This is a genomic window from Sphingobium sp. WR1, from assembly GCF_059693745.1.
Genome location: NZ_JCATID010000001.1, coordinates 208,412 through 224,312, shown reverse-complemented (window position 1 = coordinate 224,312; position 15,901 = coordinate 208,412). Strand labels below are relative to the sequence as shown.

Here is a 15,901-nt window from a genome sequence, read left to right as displayed (position 1 = left end):
TTGGGGACTGACCGAAAACTGGCACGATGGCCGGCTTGGGGGGTTAGCGGAATGGCGGCTTTCGGCATTGAGACGAGCAAAGCCGACATTCGGCTAATCGCAGCCAGTTAGGGGCAAAGCGCCACGCCCTTGCGGCACTTCATGGATGCGCCATTTTGTGGATAGCCTTTCCACGGCAACGTCCGAGAATGCCTTGGCTTCATTAAGGTCATCACCGTTAAAACCTATTGCAATCTGATTAGTAGGCAGTCCTAGATTGCCAGCGCCAAAGCTAATTTCATTTCCTCTTTCTGCTCCGATATTCACAGCACGGCCATTTACGGGTGTATTTTTGTTATCTGATGCAAGCGACTGCAATTCGTCGTGCGTCTGGCCGCTGCGATCAAAAAACTCCATTCGATATGATTGCGCGATTTCGTTCATGAAGCTGGTAAAGGCCGGAATTTCCTGTGGACCAGCAAGACAAAGCTGGACCATGCGAAAAGGGTGTTTCCCTTCGGAACAGCCTGCCAACGCAGCAACCAAGGCGCTTAGTATCGTGGGGTAGGATACGATAGCGAACCTCATTCTTCACCGCTTTCATGTCTGCCTTTGGGGGGTGATCCATGAAATCGTGAGAGGCTGCAAGGGTCGAAACTGCCCGTCCGCCGCCGACCCTTTAACCGCCCGAGAGAAAATCCCCGCCCGCAATCCGCCCCCGCCCCGTTTCGTCGCGCGCATAGATATAGGCCCAGGCCTCGATCGGCCCTTCCGGCCCCTCGACCATGAGCCGTTCCCGCCGATATTCGTGCGGCGCGGGGTAATGCGGGGCGCATTCTTCATACAGGTCGAGCCAGGCGAGAGTCGCTTCGGCGTCGGTCAGGGCGAACAGATCGCCCATGACCCGCCCTTCGTCCCCCGGCACGAAACCCGGATAATCGGCGACCCGATAAAGCGCCCCCTTGGCCCAGGCCGGTCCGATATGCAGCGCCTCCGCGCGCAAGCGGCGCGCCATCGGGCCATCGAAACCGGCGCGCAGCGTGCCATAGACGAAAAGAAAAGCCTCACCCATCATGGGCCTTAGATATTTTCACCAAGTTGCGGTGATATTTCCCAATAGGCAGAATTTTCCACGCACATCATCTCGCGCAATCCTGTAAAAACCCGCAGATTCCCGCCAAAAACCGAAATTGGCACACCCCCTGCATGTCACCTGACATCAAGGCCGGATGGTCCGGCCGACACAAGCCAGGGAGTGCATATCATGTCCATCGCCAAGTTCCAGAACGCCGCCTTCGCCCTCGTCGGCGCCGTCATCTTCGCCAGCCTGTTCGTGGGCGCGGCTGTCCCGGTGGTGCCGATCGCCTGATCGGCTCCACCTCCTCAAGGCAAAATAATCCAAGCAGAAGGCCAGACTCATGAACAACAGCTTCACCCTCGACCGTCGCAACGGCAAGATCATGGGCGTGTGCGCGGGTATCGCCAACCGCACCGGTCTGGACGTCACGCTGATCCGCGTCGCGCTGGTCCTGCTGACGCTCTGCGCGCTGGGACCGATCGGTGTCGTGGCCTATCTGCTCGCCGGCTGGCTGGCGGAAGGCTGATGCCTCACCGGCCCTCGGCCACGTCGATCCCAAGTCGTCCCAAAGTAAAAAGGCCGCCCTGGTTAACCCAGGAGCGGCCTTTTGGTATCCCGGTGCACCGGGATAAAGATCGCGGACAGACCGCGATCAGGCATAAAGCACCGAATAGAAAGTCAGCATCTGCACGCCGACCGCAACGGCCAGCACGGTGCCCTGAAACATCTGACGCATAGCTTGCTCCATAGTTGCAAGAATCAATCCCCCGACATGAGGGATGTGCGCCCTTAGGCCTGTCATATTGTTGTAACAATCGCAAAGCGCGGCTTGCCGATTGCATCAAATGCAACAGCCCCGTTACCCCAAAGCCACGATCATCGCCTGCGCCGCGGCCGGGTTCCGTTCCTTCGCGCCGCTGATGTAGAAGGTGAAGACATCGCCCTGTTTCGCCTGTGCCTTCGCCCGATCGGCCCAGCGCGCGATATCGGCGACGGCGTAGCCGGTCGGCTCGTCCGCCTTCGTGCGCATCAGCCGCATATAGGAAAAGCCGACATCATGACCGGCGATCGCCGGATAGTCCGCATGATCGGCGAACACCACGGCCGCCCCGGCCGCGCGCGCCAAAGCGAGGAAAGCCGGGTCGTCGAAACTTTCATGCCGCACCTCCAGCGCATGGCGCAGAGGCACGCCGTCGACGCTGGTCGGCAGCAGCTTCAGGAACGCCCCGAAATCGTCGGGATCGAACGTCTTGGTCGCCATAAACTGCCAGAGGATCGGTCCCAGCCGATCGCCCAGTTCGGCGATGCCCTGCCCGGTGAATTTGGCGACCGATTCCCCTGCCTCGGCAAGGACTTTCCGGTTCGTGCAATAGCGTGACGCCTTGACCGCGAACTGGAATCCATCCGGCACCGCCTTCGCCCAGCCGGCGAAGGTCGCGGGCTTCTGGCTGCTATAATAGGTCGCGTTGATCTCCGTCGCGGTCAGATGTTCGCCGACATAGGCCAGTTCGTCCCTCTGCCGCAGCCCCTGCGGATAGAAGCTGCCGCGCCATGGCTCATAGACCCAGCCGCCAATGCCCACCCTGATCCGTCCCGTCATGCCGCCTCTCCTTCGCACACCACCCTGATCGCCCCCTTCTGACTGGGCCATTTCTGATAGGTCTGGCCGATCAGAGCCAGCGGAAAAAGCCATTGGCGATTATTGCGAATCATTCTTAATTATGGGCGCAACAAGGAGACGCCGCATGTCGCTCGACCTCATCAAGACCGGGACTTACCTGACCATCCACCTGACCGTCGGCTTCACCGTCGCCTATCTGATGACGGGGTCAGTCGCGCTGGCGGGCGGCATCGCGCTGATCGAACCGATGATCAATGCCGTCGCCTTCTTCTTCCACGAACAGGCCTGGAAGAAGGTTCAGGCGCGGCCGCCCAGGGGCAGCGGGCGCGCCTGGCTGCGGGATCAGGCAGCGTTCGCCTGATGACCGTTCTTCACTGGCGATTGTCTATTTCGCTGTCTTCCTGTTCAGGCCGATCAGCCAGGGCTTGACCCCGCGCGAGGGCCGGGGCGCGCCGTCCAGCCGCTTCGCGCGCAGGATGGCGATGGGCTTGACGATCAACTGGCCGCGCATCGGACCCGACCCGCAGCAGGTCGGCACGGCCAGAATCTTCTTCACCACATCCATCCCCGCCACGACATGGCCGAAGGCGGCATAGCCGATATAGTCGCCCCGCGCGTCCATATTGGGCGTGGGACCAATGGTGATGAAGAAATTGCCCATCGCCGAATTGGGCCGGTTGGGCCGCGCCATGGACAGGGTAGCGTCCAGGTGCCTGATCCCGGTCCGGGTCGTCGGCTCATGCGGAATGGGCGGCAGCGACCGGCGCGCATCGGTATCGATCCCGCCCTGGATCAGCCCATATTTCGGATCGCTCTTGCGCCGCGCCGCGCGGTAGAAGGTGACGCCGTCGAACCGCCCGTCATCGACATAGGTCAGGAAATTGGCCGAGGTGCGCGGCGCGCGCTTCTGGTCGACCGCGACGATGATCCTGCCCACCGACGTTTCGATCGCGACGCGGGTATAGCCGGCCGTCGGCTTGTTGGCGGGAAGGGCGAAGGCGGATTGCGTCGCAAGACCGGACAAGAGGGAAAGCAGGAATAGCAGGCGACGCATGAACGGGCGGGCACTCGATCCGAAAAGGAAATGGCAGCCCTAGAGCGATTTCAAGTCAGATGGAACATCTGACGACTCAGAAATCGCGGGAAACAAAAGAATATAGAGCCTGTTCCGATTAGATTGAACAGGCTCTAATGGCGCTGCGCGCGTGGCGCAACCGCGGCGATCAGGCCTGCCACTTCTCTGCCGCCGCCATGGTCGGTGAAGCCTCCGGCTCGCTCCGTTCGACCCAGCGTGCGGAAATGCACACCGGATCGAAAATATGACGGCCCAGCACAAGCAGCCCGGCCCCCGCGCTCAGGCCCATAAAGCCGGCGGCGCCGAACAGAAATTCGACCGGCGTCGCCTCATGCCCCTGCATCAGGTGCATCAGCCGATAGAGATGGGTGATGGCGCCGTCCCCCGTCATGAGGACGATCATCCCGAACGCCCGCAGGCCCAGATCCTGCGCCAGAGATTTTCCGCGATCCGACATGCCGCCCTCCTTCGTGGCGGCCCTTCATCTATCGATCGGCGCATAGGGATTCGAGACGGCAAAGCCGCCTTCCCCATAGTATTTTCATAGCGGCGATCCCGACCCTCAGCCCCCCGCGATCAGCCGGTATCCGATGCCCAGTTCATTGACGATCAGCGACGGACTAGCCGGTTCGGCCTCCAGCTTCTGGCGCAGGTTCCGCACGACGATGCGCAGATAATCGATCCGCCGGTCATGCTCCAGCGGCCAGGCGGCCTGCAATATCTTCTGGTGCGTCACCACGCGGCCCGGATGGGCGGCCAGTTCGCCCAGCACGTCATATTCCTTGCGCGTCAGATGCACCTGCTCACCGTCGCGGGTGACGTGCCGGTTGGCCAGGTCGATGACGACCGCGCCAGACCGCACCACCGGCGGCGCGCCCTGCGCCTCGATACGGTCGCGTAGCGAGGCGCGCAGGCGGGCGAGCACTTCCTCGCTGTCGAACGGCTTGGTCACATAGTCATGCGCGCCCAGATCGAGCGCGGCGACCTTCTGGTCGGTGGCCTCGCGCGCCGAAACGACGATGATCGGCGCGGGTGTGATGGCGCGGAGCAGCTGGATGATTTCCAGCCCGTCCCGGTCCGGCAGACCCAGATCGAGCAGGATCGCATCCGGCCTGTCCCGCCGCGCCGCCGCCAGCGCCTCGGCGGCGGTGGTCGCCTCCATCATCTGATAGCCCGCCCGCGCCAGCGTGCCTTGCAGCAGTCGGCGGATATGGATTTCGTCATCGACGACAAGGATCGCCTGCCCGCTCATAGATCGCCCTCAATATCTGTCCCCGTCACCAGCAGGGCGTCGGGAAAATGGATGCTGAAGGCGGCGCCGGTCCCGTCCTCCCGGTTCGCCGCGCGCACCGTCATCCCCATGCCCTCGGCAAAACCCTTGACGATGGCAAGGCCAAGGCCCGTGCCGCTCACCGACCGGTCCGATCCTTCGAGCCGGCGGAACGTCTCGAACACCTGCTGCTCCTTGCCCGGCGGCAGGCCCGGCCCTTCGTCCAGCACCGACAGGATCAGTTCGCCATAGACGCGTTCGGCGCGGATGGTAATCGGGGTTCCGGCGTCCCCATAGCGGCCGGCATTGTCGAGCAGATTGAGCAGGCAATGATGGAAAAGCTGCGCATCGACCTTCACCAGCGGCAGGCTGGGCAGTACGTCCAGCCGGATCGGATGCCCCTCCAGCGACCGGCGCGTGTCGTGCACCGCCGCGCTGACGGCGTCGGTCAGGTCGACCGGCTCGACATGGAGCCGCAGCGCCCCGGCCTCGACGCGGGCCATGTCGAGCAGATTGGCGACGAAGCGGTTGAGCCGCACGGCCTCGCTCTCGATCGTGTCGAGCAGCGGATCGTCGATCCGCTTGCGCAATTCCGCCGCCGCGCCCAACACCGACGTCAGCGGCGTGCGCAGATCGTGGCTGACCGACGAGAGCAGCGCCGCGCGCAACCGGTCCCGCTCGCGAACCTTGTCGACATCGCGCATCTCCATTTCAAGGCGCAGCCGCTCCAGCGCCAGCGACGTCTGTTCCAGCAGACTGCCCAGCAGCGCCAACTGATCCGACCGGATCGGATCGCGCCCATCGTCGCGCGCCAGGCCAAGCACCGCCATGACCCGATCGCCCGCCTTCAACGGCTGGAACTGCCAGTCGGACGCCGTCAGGCTGCCCGTCCCCCGCCCGGCCGCCTGCCCGGTGTCCCACACCCATTGCGCGGCGGCCAGTTCCATCGTCTCCATGCGGACATCCGCCTCGCTCGCGGCCTGCACCGAAAGTCCGGTCTCGCTCCGTTCCAGGATCACCACGCGCAGGCTGAGAAGCCGCGCCATTTCGTGGCAGGCCGCATTCATCACCGCATCGATGCTGCCCAGCGCCGTCAGCCGCCTCAGATAGCCGGCCAGCGCCGCATTCATGCGCGCGCTCGTCGCCGCCATGTCCGCCTGGGCGCGCACCCGCGACGTCAGCTGGCTGGTGACGATGGCGACGCCCAGCAGCACGAATATGGACACGATATTCTCGGGATTGCTGACGGTCAGCGTCCCCGTCGGCGGCAGGAAGAAGAAATTATAGGCAAGGCTGGACGCGAAGCCGGCGAACAGCGCGGTGCGCAGACCGAACAGGCTGGCCGCCACCATGACCGGCACGAGATAGAGCAGGCCGACATTGCCCAGATCCAATATATGGAAAAGCCCCGATCCGAACATGGTGACGAGGGCGACCAGCAGGGTCGCCCATGCATAGCCGGACGGCGTTCCCCAGTCGCCCCGCCGCATCGCCGGGAGCCGGAAGCCGGGGCGTTTCCCCTCAAGCGGCAGGACATGGACGGCGACGCCCGGCGTTTCGCGCACCAGACGATCGACCACCGATCCGTGACGCCATTCGAACCAGCGCGACCGGGTCGACTTGCCGACCACCAGCTGGGTCGTGCGCGCCTCGACCGTATAGCTTTTGAGGCCTTCGATCACCGATGCGGCCGGCACCGTCGCCACCGTCGCGCCCAGGCTGGAGGCCAGATTGAGCGCAGCCGCCACGCGCCGCCGCTCCGCTTCGTCAAATCGCTGCGCGCGCGGGGTTTCGATATGAACCGCGCTCCATTGCGCGCGCGCCGCGTCGGAAATCCGCTTCCCCGCGCGGACCAGCTCCTCGGCGCCCGGCAATTCGCTGACCGCGACGAGAATGCGCTCGCCGCCCGCCCATGTGCCGCCCAGCGCCTGCGCGCGCAGATCCTCCAGCATCTGCACGTCCACCGCCTGCGCCGCGCGGCGCAGCGCCAGTTCGCGCAGGGCGGACAGGTTGGTCTTGGAAAAGAAATGGGCGAGCGCGCGCGTCGCCTCCTGCGGCAGATAGACCTTCCCTTCCTTCAGCCGCTCGATCAGTTCGGCCGGAGGAATGTCGACGACCTCGATTTCCGCCTGTTCCAATATGCTGTCGGGCACGGTTTCGCGCACCCGGACGCGGGTGAAGGAGGCGACGACGTCGTTCAGGCTTTCGACATGCTGGATGTTGAGCGTGGAATAGACGTCGATCCCCGCATCGAGCAGTTCCTCCACATCCTGATAGCGTTTGGGGTGCCGGCTCTGCGGCGCGTTGGTATGCGCCAGCTCGTCGACGAGCGCGAGCGCAGGGCGGCGCTCCAGCAGCGCGTCGATGTCCATTTCGGTCAGGACATGACCCTGATAGGTGATCGACCGGCGCGGCAGGATTTCCAGGCCATGGGTCAGCGCCTGCGTCTCGATCCGGCCATGGGTTTCGACCACGCCGACGACGACATCGGCCCCGGCCTTCTGTCGCGCGGCGCCCTGCACCAGCATTTCATAGGTCTTGCCGACGCCCGGCGCGGCGCCGAGGAAAATCTTGAGCCGGCCGCGACCTTCCTGCGCGGCGGCGCGCAGGAAGGCTTCGGGATCGGGGCGGTCGCGCTCGCTCAAGGGGCCTGGCTGGGCAGCCGGTCAAGCTGTCGGTTGAGTGCCAGTATGTTCACATGATCCTCGCCCAGAAAGCCGAACATGGGATGTTCGATATGCCGGTGCACCAAATCGCGCAACTGCGCTGGCGAAAGGCCGCGCGCGCGGGCGACGCGGGCGACCTGCGCCAGCGCGGCGGCGGGCGACAGGTCGGGGTCGAGACCCGATCCGCTGGCCGTGACGAGGTCGGCCGGAATGGCGCCCGTGACGCCTTCGCCGCGGCGCTTTTCGACATCGGCCCGGACCCGGTCGGTCAGCGCCTGCGCCGCCGGGCCGAGGTTGGAGCCGGCGGAGGCAAGGCCGTCATAGCCCTTGCCCGCCGCCGAAGGCCGCGTCTGGAAATAGCGGTCCGATGTGAAGGCTTGGCCGATGACGGTCGACCCGACCACGCGGCCACCGGCGTCGCGGATCAGGCTGCCATTGGCTTGCGTCGGCAACAGGGCCTGCCCGATGCCGGTCATGGCCAGCGGATAGACGATGCCCAGCAGGATCGCGAACAGGATCGTCAGGACGATCGCGGGACGCAGGGAAGTGATGAAATCCTTGCTCATGTCGGGGCCTCCTTCAGGCCAGACCCAGGCCGGTGACGGCCAGGTCGATGATCTTGATGCCGACGAACGGCGCGACAAGGCCGCCCAGCCCGTAGATGGCGAGGTTGCGGGCCAGCAGCGGCCCCGCCCCCATCGGCCGGTAGGCAACGCCCTTCAGCGCCAGCGGCACCAGCAGCGGAATGATGAGCGCGTTGAAGATGATCGCAGACAGGATCGCGCTCTGCGGCGTCCCCAGCCCCATGACGTTCAGCACGCCAAGCCCCGGATAAAGCGCGACGAACATCGCCGGGATGATCGCGAAATATTTGGCGACGTCGTTGGCGACCGAAAAGGTGGTGAGCGCGCCGCGCGTCATCAGCATCTGCTTGCCCAGCCCCACCACCTCGATCAGCTTGGTCGGATCGCTGTCCAGGTCGACCATGTTGCCGGCCTCCCGCGCGGCCTGGGTGCCGGTGTTCATCGCCACGCCGACGTCCGCCTGGGCGAGAGCCGGTGCGTCGTTGGTGCCGTCGCCGCACATGGCGACCAGCCGCCCGCCCTGCTGCTCGCTGCGGATCAGCGCCAGCTTGTCCTCCGGCGTCGCCTGCGCCAGAAAGTCGTCGACGCCCGCCTCGGCCGCGATCGCGGCGGCGGTCAGCGGATTGTCGCCGGTGATCATCACCGTGCGGATGCCCATGCGCCGCAGTTCCGCGAAGCGTTCGCGCACGCCGGCCTTGACGATGTCCTTGAGCGCGATCGCGCCCAGCAGCCGGCCGTCCTGCGCGACCGCCAGCGGCGTCATGCCGGCGCGGGCGATCTCGTCGGTCATGCGCCGCAGCTCCGTGGCGGCGGCCGTTTCGCCCAGCCCCGGATTGGCGCGCAGGATCGAATCGACCGCGCCCTTCTGGATCAGCCGCTCGCCGATCCGCACGCCGGAAATGCGGGTCTGGGCGGTGAAGGGGATGACTTCGGCGCCGTCGGGCAGGGTCATGGCCGTGACATGGAAGCGCTCGCGCGCCAGCAGGACGACCGAACGGCCCTCGGGTGTTTCGTCGGCCAGGCTGGCCAGCAGCGCGGCTTCGGCAAGCTGGTCGGCCCGCGTGCCGCCGACGGGACGAAACTCCGACGCCTGACGATCGCCGATGGTGATGGTGCCGGTCTTGTCGAGCAGCAGCACGTCGACATCCCCCGCCGCCTCGACCGCGCGGCCCGACTTGGCGAGCACGTTGAAGCGTACCAGCCGGTCCATCCCGGCGATGCCGATCGCCGACAGCAGCGCCGCGATGGTCGTCGGGATCAGAGTGATGAGCAGCGCAGCGAGGATCGCGACGGGAATGGTCCCGCCGGCATAGACCGCGAAGGCCGGAATCGTGCCGACCGCGATCAGGAAGATGATGGTGAGACCCACCAGCAGGATGGTGAGCGCGATCTCGTTGGGCGTTTTCTGCCGCTCCGCGCCTTCGACCAGCGCGATCATCCGGTCGAGAAAACCCTGCCCCGGATCGACCGTGACGCGCACCTTGATCTCGTCGGAAATGACGCGGGTGCCGGCGGTCACGGCGGACCGGTCGCCGCCGGCCTCGCGGATCACCGGCGCGGATTCCCCGGTGATCGCCGCCTCGTTCACCGACGCGACGCCCTCAATCACCTCGCCGTCGGCGGGGATGAGGTCGCCACCGGACACTCCCGCGGTGACGAGCACAACGTCGCCGGCGCGCAGCTGGCTGGCGGGCACATTCTCGGTGCCGCCATTCTTCACCCGCCGGGCGGTGAGTTCCGCCTTGGTGGCGCGCAGCGACGCCGCCTGCGCCTTGCCCCGCCCTTCGGCCAGCGCCTCGGCGAAGGTGCCGAACAGCACGGTCAGCCACAGCCACAGCACCAGTTGCAGCTTGAAGCCGATGCCCAGCGTGTCGCTGCCGATGACGAGCAGAAGCGTCATCAGCAGGGCGACGCAGGCGGTGACGAACATCACCGGGTTGCGGACCAGGTCGCGGGGATGGAGTTTCAGAAAGGCGTCGCGGATCGCCGGAACGATCAGCTCGGCCGTGAACAGGGATTTGTTGGTAGCGCGTGCCATCTGGCGCCCCTTTTCAGGAAAGTTGGCCGCGGATCATCGCAAGATGATCGGCGATGGGACCGAGCGCGAGGCTCGGCAGGAAGGTCAGGCCGCCCACGATCAGCACGATGCCGACCAGCAGGCCGATCCACAGCGGCCCCGTCGTCGGGAAGGAGCCGGCGCTTTCGGGCACATGCTTCTTGGCCGCCAGGCTGCCGGCGATCGCCAGCATCGGCACGATCACGAAGAAGCGGCCCAGCCACATCGCCAGCCCCAACAGGCCGTTGTAGAAGGGCGTGCCCGCGCTCAGACCAGCGAAGGCGGAGCCATTATTGCCGGTCGCGGAGGTGAAGGCGTAAAGTATCTCCGAAAAGCCGTGCGCCCCCTTGTTGAGCGGCCCCGCCAGGCCGGCGGGCAGCACCGCGGCGATGGCGGTGAAGCCCAGGATGCAGAGCGGCAGGACGGCGATCGCCAGCACCGCCAACTTGACCTCGCGCGCCTCGATCTTCTTGCCGACATATTCGGGCGTGCGCCCGACCATCAGCCCCGCGACGAAGACGGCGAGGATGGCGAACAGCAGGAAGCCATATATGCCTGCGCCGACGCCGCCGACGACGACCTCGCCCAGCTGGATGTTGAACAGCGGGATCATGCCGCCCAGCGCGGTGAAGCTGTCATGCATCGCATTGACCGCGCCGCAGGAGGCGGCGGTCGTGACCACCGCAAACAGGGCCGATGCGGCGATGCCGAAGCGGACCTCCTTGCCCTCCATATTGCCGCCCGCGACGCCCAGATCGTGCAGGATCGGATTGCCCGCCGCTTCCTGCCAGTAAGTGACCGTGACGCCCACCAGGAACAGGATCAGCATGGCGGACAGGATCGCCCAGCCCTGGCGCGGGTTGCCCACCGCCTTGCCGAAGCACCAGGTCAGGCCAAAGCCGATCACGAAGATCGACAGCATCTGCACCAGATTGGTGAGCGCGCCGGGATTCTCGAAGGGATGGGCGCTATTGGCGTTGAAGAAGCCGCCGCCATTGGTGCCCAGCATCTTGATCGCTTCCTGCGACGCGACCGGTCCCAGCGCCAGCGTCTGCTTCACGCCTTCCAGCGTGTGCACGTCGACCGACGCGGCGAGCGTCTGCGGCACGCCCGACGCGATCAGGAACAGCGTGTAGACGATACAGATCGGCAGCAGCAGATAGAGGGTCACGCGCGTCACGTCGGCCCAGAAATTGCCCAGCGTCTTCATTTCCCGCCGCGCAAAGCCGCGGAAGAAGGCGAAGGCGAGCGCGATGCCGGTCGCCGCCGAGAGGAAATTATGGATGGTGAGGCCCAGCATCTGGCTAAGGTTCGACAGCGCCGCCTCGCCCGAATACCATTGCCAGTTGGTGTTGGTGGTGAAGCTGACGGCGGTGTTGAAGGCGCCGTCGGCGCCCACGCCGCCATAGCCAAGGCCATTGAGCGGCAGCAGCCCCTGAAGCCGCAGCACGGCGTAGGTGAAGAGCATCAGCGCAAAGTTGAACAGCAGCATGTGCACCGCATAGCGGCGCCAGCTCTGCTCTTCGGCCGGGTCGATGCCGGCGAGCCGGTAGAAGCCGTTTTCCACCGGCCCCAGCACGGCGTGCAGCGGCGTGCGCCGGCCTTCGTAGAGCGCGAACAGCCATGCGCCGACAGGCTTCGTCAGGGCCAGCAGCAGGCCGACGAAGAGGAGGATCAGAATCCAGCCCTGGAGGGTCATCATCCCGCTCCTTTCTAGAAACGTTCGGGGCGGATCAGCACCGCCACCAGATAGAGGAGAAGACCGAGCGCGGTCAGCGCCGCGAGCCAGAGGTCAATCGTCATGGCCGCACCTCATGCGCCATCGCACAGACGGGCATAGGCCAGCGTCGCCGCCAGCAGCCCGGCCATGACGCCGATCCAGAGAAGATCCTGCATATGAGTCTCCTAGAATGATGCGGTCAGCGCCACGACCAGGCTGCCGTCGGCGATCGAGCCGCTGCCGTCCTGGCCCTTGCTGAAGCCGGGTTGCAAATAGGCCGCCTCGCTGCGGCCGATGTCGGTATCGACATAGGCGACGCCCAGGGTCAGGTTGCGCCAGGTTGCATCCATGCCCAGCGACCAGTCCCAGTAGCGGCCGGTCGGCGCCACGCTGGTCGCGTTGGGGCCAAGCCCCTTGTTGCCGTCGCTGTGGCCGACATGCGCTTTGGCCGTCAGCGGCGTGCCAACGATCGGCATGGCGGCATCGCCCCAGAGGTAGAGATTATCCTCCTTGTCGCCCGGGTCGGTATAGACGCCCGCGGCGGCATCCGCGCCGGTCGCATACCAGCGGCCCAGCGCTTCCTGCCGGGGCGCATAGGCGACGCCCGCCGTCAGCGTCGCGGGACCGGCCGTGCCGGTCAGCTTGGCATAGGGTTCGGCGAAGTCCGTCCTGTCGGCGCCGGACGGATACATGTACCAGGTGAGGCCAACGTCCAGCCCGACCCTGTCGGACAGCGGCAGCTTGTACCCCGCGATCAGGTCCAGTTCCATATTGGCGCCCCCGAACGTGCCCCAGCCCGCCAGGTTGGACGCCCAGGCGCCGGCATAGAGGCCGCTGCGATGGGCAAGGGTCAGACCGCCCTGCACGGCCATCGCCTTGTCGGTCTGGGAAACGCCGCGAAAGCGATAGTCCGAAGCCAGCGTCGCCGATCCGCTGACTGTGATGTCGGGCGCGCTCGGCTCCTCCTGTGCGAAGGCGGACGGGACGTGGGCAACGAGGAAAAAGACGGCCCCGAGGGCCGGTAGACGTATCATGCAATATCCCCCAACAGACGCGCCGCCGGTCGACGGCACGATTCGTGAGGCCATTCAGATATTGCCGACCGCCATTAAGTATCGAGAGGGAGAAGCGCCGATCTCCATAGTATTTGCATATAGCGGCCTGCACGGGGTCGAAAGGCGAACCGCCCACACCTTCCTCCCGAGCCGGCTCACCGTTCCGGGGCGGAGGATAGCGGGGATTTGCCGTTTCATGCACCATCTGCGCTGACCGCTGCGCCATCGTCGATCCGCGCCACGCAGCCCGGCCGTTGGCCTGAACATGCCCGGCGACCGTGTGAACTTCGGCCTGTCGCCTTGATCCGCGGCAAAACACCAACCTGTCGCAGGACCGACTCGCCTCGTCCCGCCGACTCTTGTCGGGGGCGGGGCGTCCTCCTAGCCGCCTATGCCATGAAAAATATTCTCGTCCCCGCCGCGATCATGCTGTCCACCCTGCCCGCCGCCGCTCATGCCGAAGGGCTGGGCGCGGAAATCAACTATGGCCGTGCGGACGGCCATTGGGGGACGGAGATCGGCGCGGGCTACGCGATGGGCATCGGCGGCTTCAGCCTGACGCCGGGCGGCGGCGTCTATCTGCGCGACGGCGACACCAAACTCTATGGCCGGATCGAGGCCGCCTATACCCTGCCCCTGTCCGCCACGATCGGCGCGGGCGTGCGCTTCAGCGGCGACAACACCCGCCCTTATGCGACGCTGGCCATGCCGCTCATCCCCAAGCTGCGGGCCAAGGCCAATGTCGGTCCCAAATATTATGCGGTCGGCCTGACGCTGGGCTATTGACAATAATGGCTGCCCGGACGTGAGCGAGAGGCGGCTCATTGAAGCGCGGAATTCCGCGCCACCCATCCCGGTCCTTCCCATTTTCACCGAGCTGCCCTTTGCGGGTTCCGCCCGACGGTCGCGGAAATTATACGGGTTGTCGGCGTTCCCTGCGTCAGCAATTGACCCTATGGCCTATCGTCATATGCCTGACACAGGACGCCGGGCATAAGGCCGCCTTTTCAGAAGGAACGTGTTTTCCGTGACATCCCGCGAACTGACCGGTTTTCTTCCCCTGAGCGAGGCGCAAGCCGGCGAGGATGATCTTCCGCGCCGCCTGTCCGACATGGCCTGGCGCATCGGCTTCGGCGCGATCGGCTGGCCCTGGCTGCTGGCCAGCCTGTCGGGCGGGCGCAAGGCGGACAAGCGCGCGCTGCTGGACGAACTGGGCCTTGCCCATGACGCCCTGCCGCATCTGGGCAGCTGGAAGGCGGATGTCGGTTTCCTGCGCCATATCGTGCGCGAGATCGCCCGGCTGCGCCCCGCCCATGTGGTCGAGCTGGGCGCCGGCGCGTCCTCGCTCGTCGCGGCGCGCGCGCTGCAACTGCATGGCGGCGGGCGACTGCACAGTTTCGACCAGCATGGCGGCTTCGTCGACGCGACGCGCCAATGGCTGGCCGACAATCATCTCGACGTCGATATCCGCCATGCACCTCTGACCCATGAAAGCGCCGATTGGCCGGGCCGCTGGTATGCGATCGACAATTTGCCCGACCAGATCGACCTCATCATCATCGACGGCCCGCCCTGGAGCGTGCATCCGCTGGTGCGCGGCGCCGCCGACAGCCTGTTCGCCCGCCTATCCCCCCATGGCGTGGTGCTGCTCGACGACGCCGCCCGCCCCGGCGAGCGGCTGGTGGCGCGGCGCTGGCGGCAGCGCTGGCCGCATATCGACTTCCGCCTGATGAAGGATGGGACCAAGGGCACGCTCGTCGGCCGCCGCCGCGACGTCAGGCTGCCGGTCGCCAACGACAATGATGCGGGCCGCACCCTGCGCCATATGGGCCGCGCCGCCGCCATCGCCGCGTTGATCGCGGCGGGCTGGATCGCGCGCGGCGAACTGGGCGAATTTCCCCAGGCCGCGCAGGCGGGCAGCTTCCTGGATGAAGCCGCGGCATCGCGCCGCGCCGGGCTGTTGCGTCAGACCATGGCCTCCCAGGTCGAAAGCGTAACGCTCAACCCGCAGGAGATCGAGCGGACGACCGGAATCGTCCTGCCCGCCCTGCCCGCCGACTGGCGCGTCACCGACGTCCAGCTGTTCCCGACTTCCGACAGTCCGGCCATCGCCATGTCGCTCGAAACCGGCCGGGGCGAACATCTTTCCTTCTTCGCCGACAGGGCCGAAACCCCGGCCGAGGGCAAGCCGCTGCTGGCCGAGCGCGCGGGCGATGTCAGCGCCTATTGGGAGTCGGGCGACATGGCCTATGCCCTGACCGGACAGGCCGCCCCGCGCCGCATCATGGAACTGGCGGGCACGATCGCGCCCGAAGCCTGACGCTTGCGAAGCGGCCCGCATCTGATACGAACCGGCCCATGCTTATCCGGCCATCCCGACCCGACGACGGCGTGCGCATTCTCCAGATCTGGCGAGGCGCGGTCGACGCGACACATGATTTCCTCCTGCCCGACGACCGTAAGGCGATCGAGCGGGAGGTCGTCGATTTTCTCCCCGCCGCACCGCTGTGGCTGGCTGTGGACCCACAGGATCAAGCGATCGGTTTCATGTTGCTCGACGGTCCGCATATGGAAGCGTTGTTCATCGATCCCGTCTGGAGAAGCCGGGGTGTCGGACGCGCATTGGTGAACCATGCCCTGTCCCTGCATCCGATCCTCTCGACTGACGTGAACGAGCAGAATGGCCAGGCGGTCGGCTTCTACGATCGGCTGGGCTTCGTCCGCACCGGCCGGTCCGGGCAGGATGGCCAGGGCCGCCCCTATCCGCTGATCCATCTGCGATCGGCGGCATGAGGGC

Annotated in this window: 17 protein-coding genes; 5 read left to right on the top strand and 12 right to left on the bottom strand. The window is 65.9% G+C overall.

Annotation, left to right across the window (positions count from 1 at the left end):
* Nucleotides 1-93: 93 nt before the first annotated feature.
* On the bottom strand, nt 94-423 hold the full coding sequence (locus AC58EF_RS01150) for a hypothetical protein (protein ID WP_497273812.1): 330 nt from the start codon (nt 421-423) through the stop codon (nt 94-96).
* A 235-nt stretch (nt 424-658) separates the two neighbouring features.
* Complete coding sequence (locus tag AC58EF_RS01145; RefSeq protein WP_497273811.1) at nt 659-1,051, bottom strand: gamma-glutamylcyclotransferase family protein; 393 nt, start codon at nt 1,049-1,051, stop codon at nt 659-661.
* A gap of 346 nt (nt 1,052-1,397) precedes the next feature.
* Between AC58EF_RS01145 and AC58EF_RS01140 the strand changes: the two genes are divergently transcribed.
* Nucleotides 1,398-1,583 carry a PspC domain-containing protein gene (locus tag AC58EF_RS01140; protein WP_179043888.1) on the top strand — a complete coding sequence of 62 codons (186 nt, stop codon included), beginning with the start codon at nt 1,398-1,400 and terminating at the stop codon, nt 1,581-1,583.
* A gap of 333 nt (nt 1,584-1,916) precedes the next feature.
* Here AC58EF_RS01140 and AC58EF_RS01135 read toward each other — a convergent pair whose 3' ends face one another.
* Nucleotides 1,917-2,657: a DUF72 domain-containing protein gene (locus AC58EF_RS01135; RefSeq protein WP_497273810.1), complete on the bottom strand. Its 741-nt coding sequence runs from the start codon at nt 2,655-2,657 to the stop codon at nt 1,917-1,919.
* A 145-nt stretch (nt 2,658-2,802) separates the two neighbouring features.
* Here AC58EF_RS01135 and AC58EF_RS01130 point away from each other — a divergent pair, with 145 nt between their 5' ends.
* A complete protein-coding gene (locus AC58EF_RS01130) occupies nt 2,803-3,039 on the top strand; it encodes a DUF2061 domain-containing protein (protein WP_497273809.1) in 237 nt (78 codons plus the stop codon).
* 24 nt (nt 3,040-3,063) lie between these two features.
* Here AC58EF_RS01130 and AC58EF_RS01125 read toward each other — a convergent pair whose 3' ends face one another.
* The 9 genes from AC58EF_RS01125 to AC58EF_RS01085 form a co-directional block, all read right to left on the bottom strand.
* Nucleotides 3,064-3,732: a peptidylprolyl isomerase gene (locus tag AC58EF_RS01125; protein WP_497273808.1), complete on the bottom strand. Its 669-nt coding sequence runs from the start codon at nt 3,730-3,732 to the stop codon at nt 3,064-3,066.
* A 169-nt stretch (nt 3,733-3,901) separates the two neighbouring features.
* Nucleotides 3,902-4,210 carry a hypothetical protein gene (locus tag AC58EF_RS01120; protein ID WP_497273807.1) on the bottom strand — a complete coding sequence of 103 codons (309 nt, stop codon included), beginning with the start codon at nt 4,208-4,210 and terminating at the stop codon, nt 3,902-3,904.
* A gap of 105 nt (nt 4,211-4,315) precedes the next feature.
* A complete protein-coding gene (locus AC58EF_RS01115; protein WP_497273806.1) occupies nt 4,316-5,005 on the bottom strand; it encodes a response regulator in 690 nt (229 codons plus the stop codon).
* Nucleotides 5,002-7,668: a DUF4118 domain-containing protein gene (locus tag AC58EF_RS01110; RefSeq protein WP_497273805.1), complete on the bottom strand. Its 2,667-nt coding sequence runs from the start codon at nt 7,666-7,668 to the stop codon at nt 5,002-5,004. The genes AC58EF_RS01115 and AC58EF_RS01110 overlap by 4 nt, the downstream gene beginning before the upstream one ends.
* Nucleotides 7,665-8,255, bottom strand: a complete 591-nt coding sequence (kdpC, locus tag AC58EF_RS01105; RefSeq protein ID WP_497273804.1) for a potassium-transporting ATPase subunit KdpC — start codon at nt 8,253-8,255, stop codon at nt 7,665-7,667. Before kdpC ends, AC58EF_RS01110 begins: the two co-directional genes overlap by 4 nt.
* A gap of 13 nt (nt 8,256-8,268) precedes the next feature.
* Complete coding sequence (kdpB, locus tag AC58EF_RS01100; protein ID WP_497273803.1) at nt 8,269-10,311, bottom strand: potassium-transporting ATPase subunit KdpB; 2,043 nt, start codon at nt 10,309-10,311, stop codon at nt 8,269-8,271.
* Nucleotides 10,312-10,324: 13 nt separating this feature from the next.
* On the bottom strand, nt 10,325-12,028 hold the full coding sequence (kdpA, locus tag AC58EF_RS01095) for a potassium-transporting ATPase subunit KdpA (RefSeq protein WP_497273802.1): 1,704 nt from the start codon (nt 12,026-12,028) through the stop codon (nt 10,325-10,327).
* Nucleotides 12,029-12,042: 14 nt separating this feature from the next.
* Nucleotides 12,043-12,132: a K(+)-transporting ATPase subunit F gene (gene kdpF / locus AC58EF_RS01090; protein WP_066860912.1), complete on the bottom strand. Its 90-nt coding sequence runs from the start codon at nt 12,130-12,132 to the stop codon at nt 12,043-12,045.
* A 102-nt stretch (nt 12,133-12,234) separates the two neighbouring features.
* Entirely contained in the window at nt 12,235-13,083 is an 849-nt protein-coding gene (locus tag AC58EF_RS01085; protein WP_497273801.1) for a TorF family putative porin, read from the bottom strand.
* Between the two features lie 417 nt (nt 13,084-13,500).
* Between AC58EF_RS01085 and AC58EF_RS01080 the strand changes: the two genes are divergently transcribed.
* The 3 genes from AC58EF_RS01080 (at nt 13,501) to AC58EF_RS01070 (ending at nt 15,897) form a co-directional block, all read left to right on the top strand.
* Nucleotides 13,501-13,890 (top strand): hypothetical protein, encoded by a 390-nt coding sequence (locus tag AC58EF_RS01080; RefSeq protein ID WP_497273800.1) that lies wholly within the window; start codon nt 13,501-13,503, stop codon nt 13,888-13,890.
* 241 nt (nt 13,891-14,131) lie between these two features.
* Nucleotides 14,132-15,424, top strand: a complete 1,293-nt coding sequence (locus AC58EF_RS01075; protein WP_497273799.1) for a class I SAM-dependent methyltransferase — start codon at nt 14,132-14,134, stop codon at nt 15,422-15,424.
* Between the two features lie 38 nt (nt 15,425-15,462).
* Complete coding sequence (locus AC58EF_RS01070) at nt 15,463-15,897, top strand: acetyltransferase (protein ID WP_497273798.1); 435 nt, start codon at nt 15,463-15,465, stop codon at nt 15,895-15,897.
* Nucleotides 15,898-15,901: the final 4 nt, after the last annotated feature.

Excerpts from the sequence above, each read along its gene's own strand:
- AC58EF_RS01150 (WP_497273812.1), bottom strand. The coding sequence starts at position 423 with ATGAACGAAATCGCGCAATCATATCGAATGGAGTTTTTTGATCGCAGC.
- AC58EF_RS01145 (WP_497273811.1), bottom strand. The coding sequence starts at position 1,051 with ATGGGTGAGGCTTTTCTTTTCGTCTATGGCACGCTGCGCGCCGGTTTC.
- AC58EF_RS01140 (WP_179043888.1), top strand. The coding sequence starts at position 1,398 with ATGAACAACAGCTTCACCCTCGACCGTCGCAACGGCAAGATCATGGGC.
- AC58EF_RS01135 (WP_497273810.1), bottom strand. The coding sequence starts at position 2,657 with ATGACGGGACGGATCAGGGTGGGCATTGGCGGCTGGGTCTATGAGCCA.
- AC58EF_RS01130 (WP_497273809.1), top strand. The coding sequence starts at position 2,803 with ATGTCGCTCGACCTCATCAAGACCGGGACTTACCTGACCATCCACCTG.
- AC58EF_RS01125 (WP_497273808.1), bottom strand. The coding sequence starts at position 3,732 with ATGCGTCGCCTGCTATTCCTGCTTTCCCTCTTGTCCGGTCTTGCGACG.
- AC58EF_RS01120 (WP_497273807.1), bottom strand. The coding sequence starts at position 4,210 with ATGTCGGATCGCGGAAAATCTCTGGCGCAGGATCTGGGCCTGCGGGCG.
- AC58EF_RS01115 (WP_497273806.1), bottom strand. The coding sequence starts at position 5,005 with ATGAGCGGGCAGGCGATCCTTGTCGTCGATGACGAAATCCATATCCGC.
- kdpC (WP_497273804.1), bottom strand. The coding sequence starts at position 8,255 with ATGAGCAAGGATTTCATCACTTCCCTGCGTCCCGCGATCGTCCTGACG.
- kdpB (WP_497273803.1), bottom strand. The coding sequence starts at position 10,311 with ATGGCACGCGCTACCAACAAATCCCTGTTCACGGCCGAGCTGATCGTT.
- kdpA (WP_497273802.1), bottom strand. The coding sequence starts at position 12,028 with ATGACCCTCCAGGGCTGGATTCTGATCCTCCTCTTCGTCGGCCTGCTG.
- kdpF (WP_066860912.1), bottom strand. The coding sequence starts at position 12,132 with ATGACGATTGACCTCTGGCTCGCGGCGCTGACCGCGCTCGGTCTTCTC.
- AC58EF_RS01085 (WP_497273801.1), bottom strand. The coding sequence starts at position 13,083 with ATGATACGTCTACCGGCCCTCGGGGCCGTCTTTTTCCTCGTTGCCCAC.
- AC58EF_RS01080 (WP_497273800.1), top strand. The coding sequence starts at position 13,501 with ATGAAAAATATTCTCGTCCCCGCCGCGATCATGCTGTCCACCCTGCCC.
- AC58EF_RS01070 (WP_497273798.1), top strand. The coding sequence starts at position 15,463 with ATGCTTATCCGGCCATCCCGACCCGACGACGGCGTGCGCATTCTCCAG.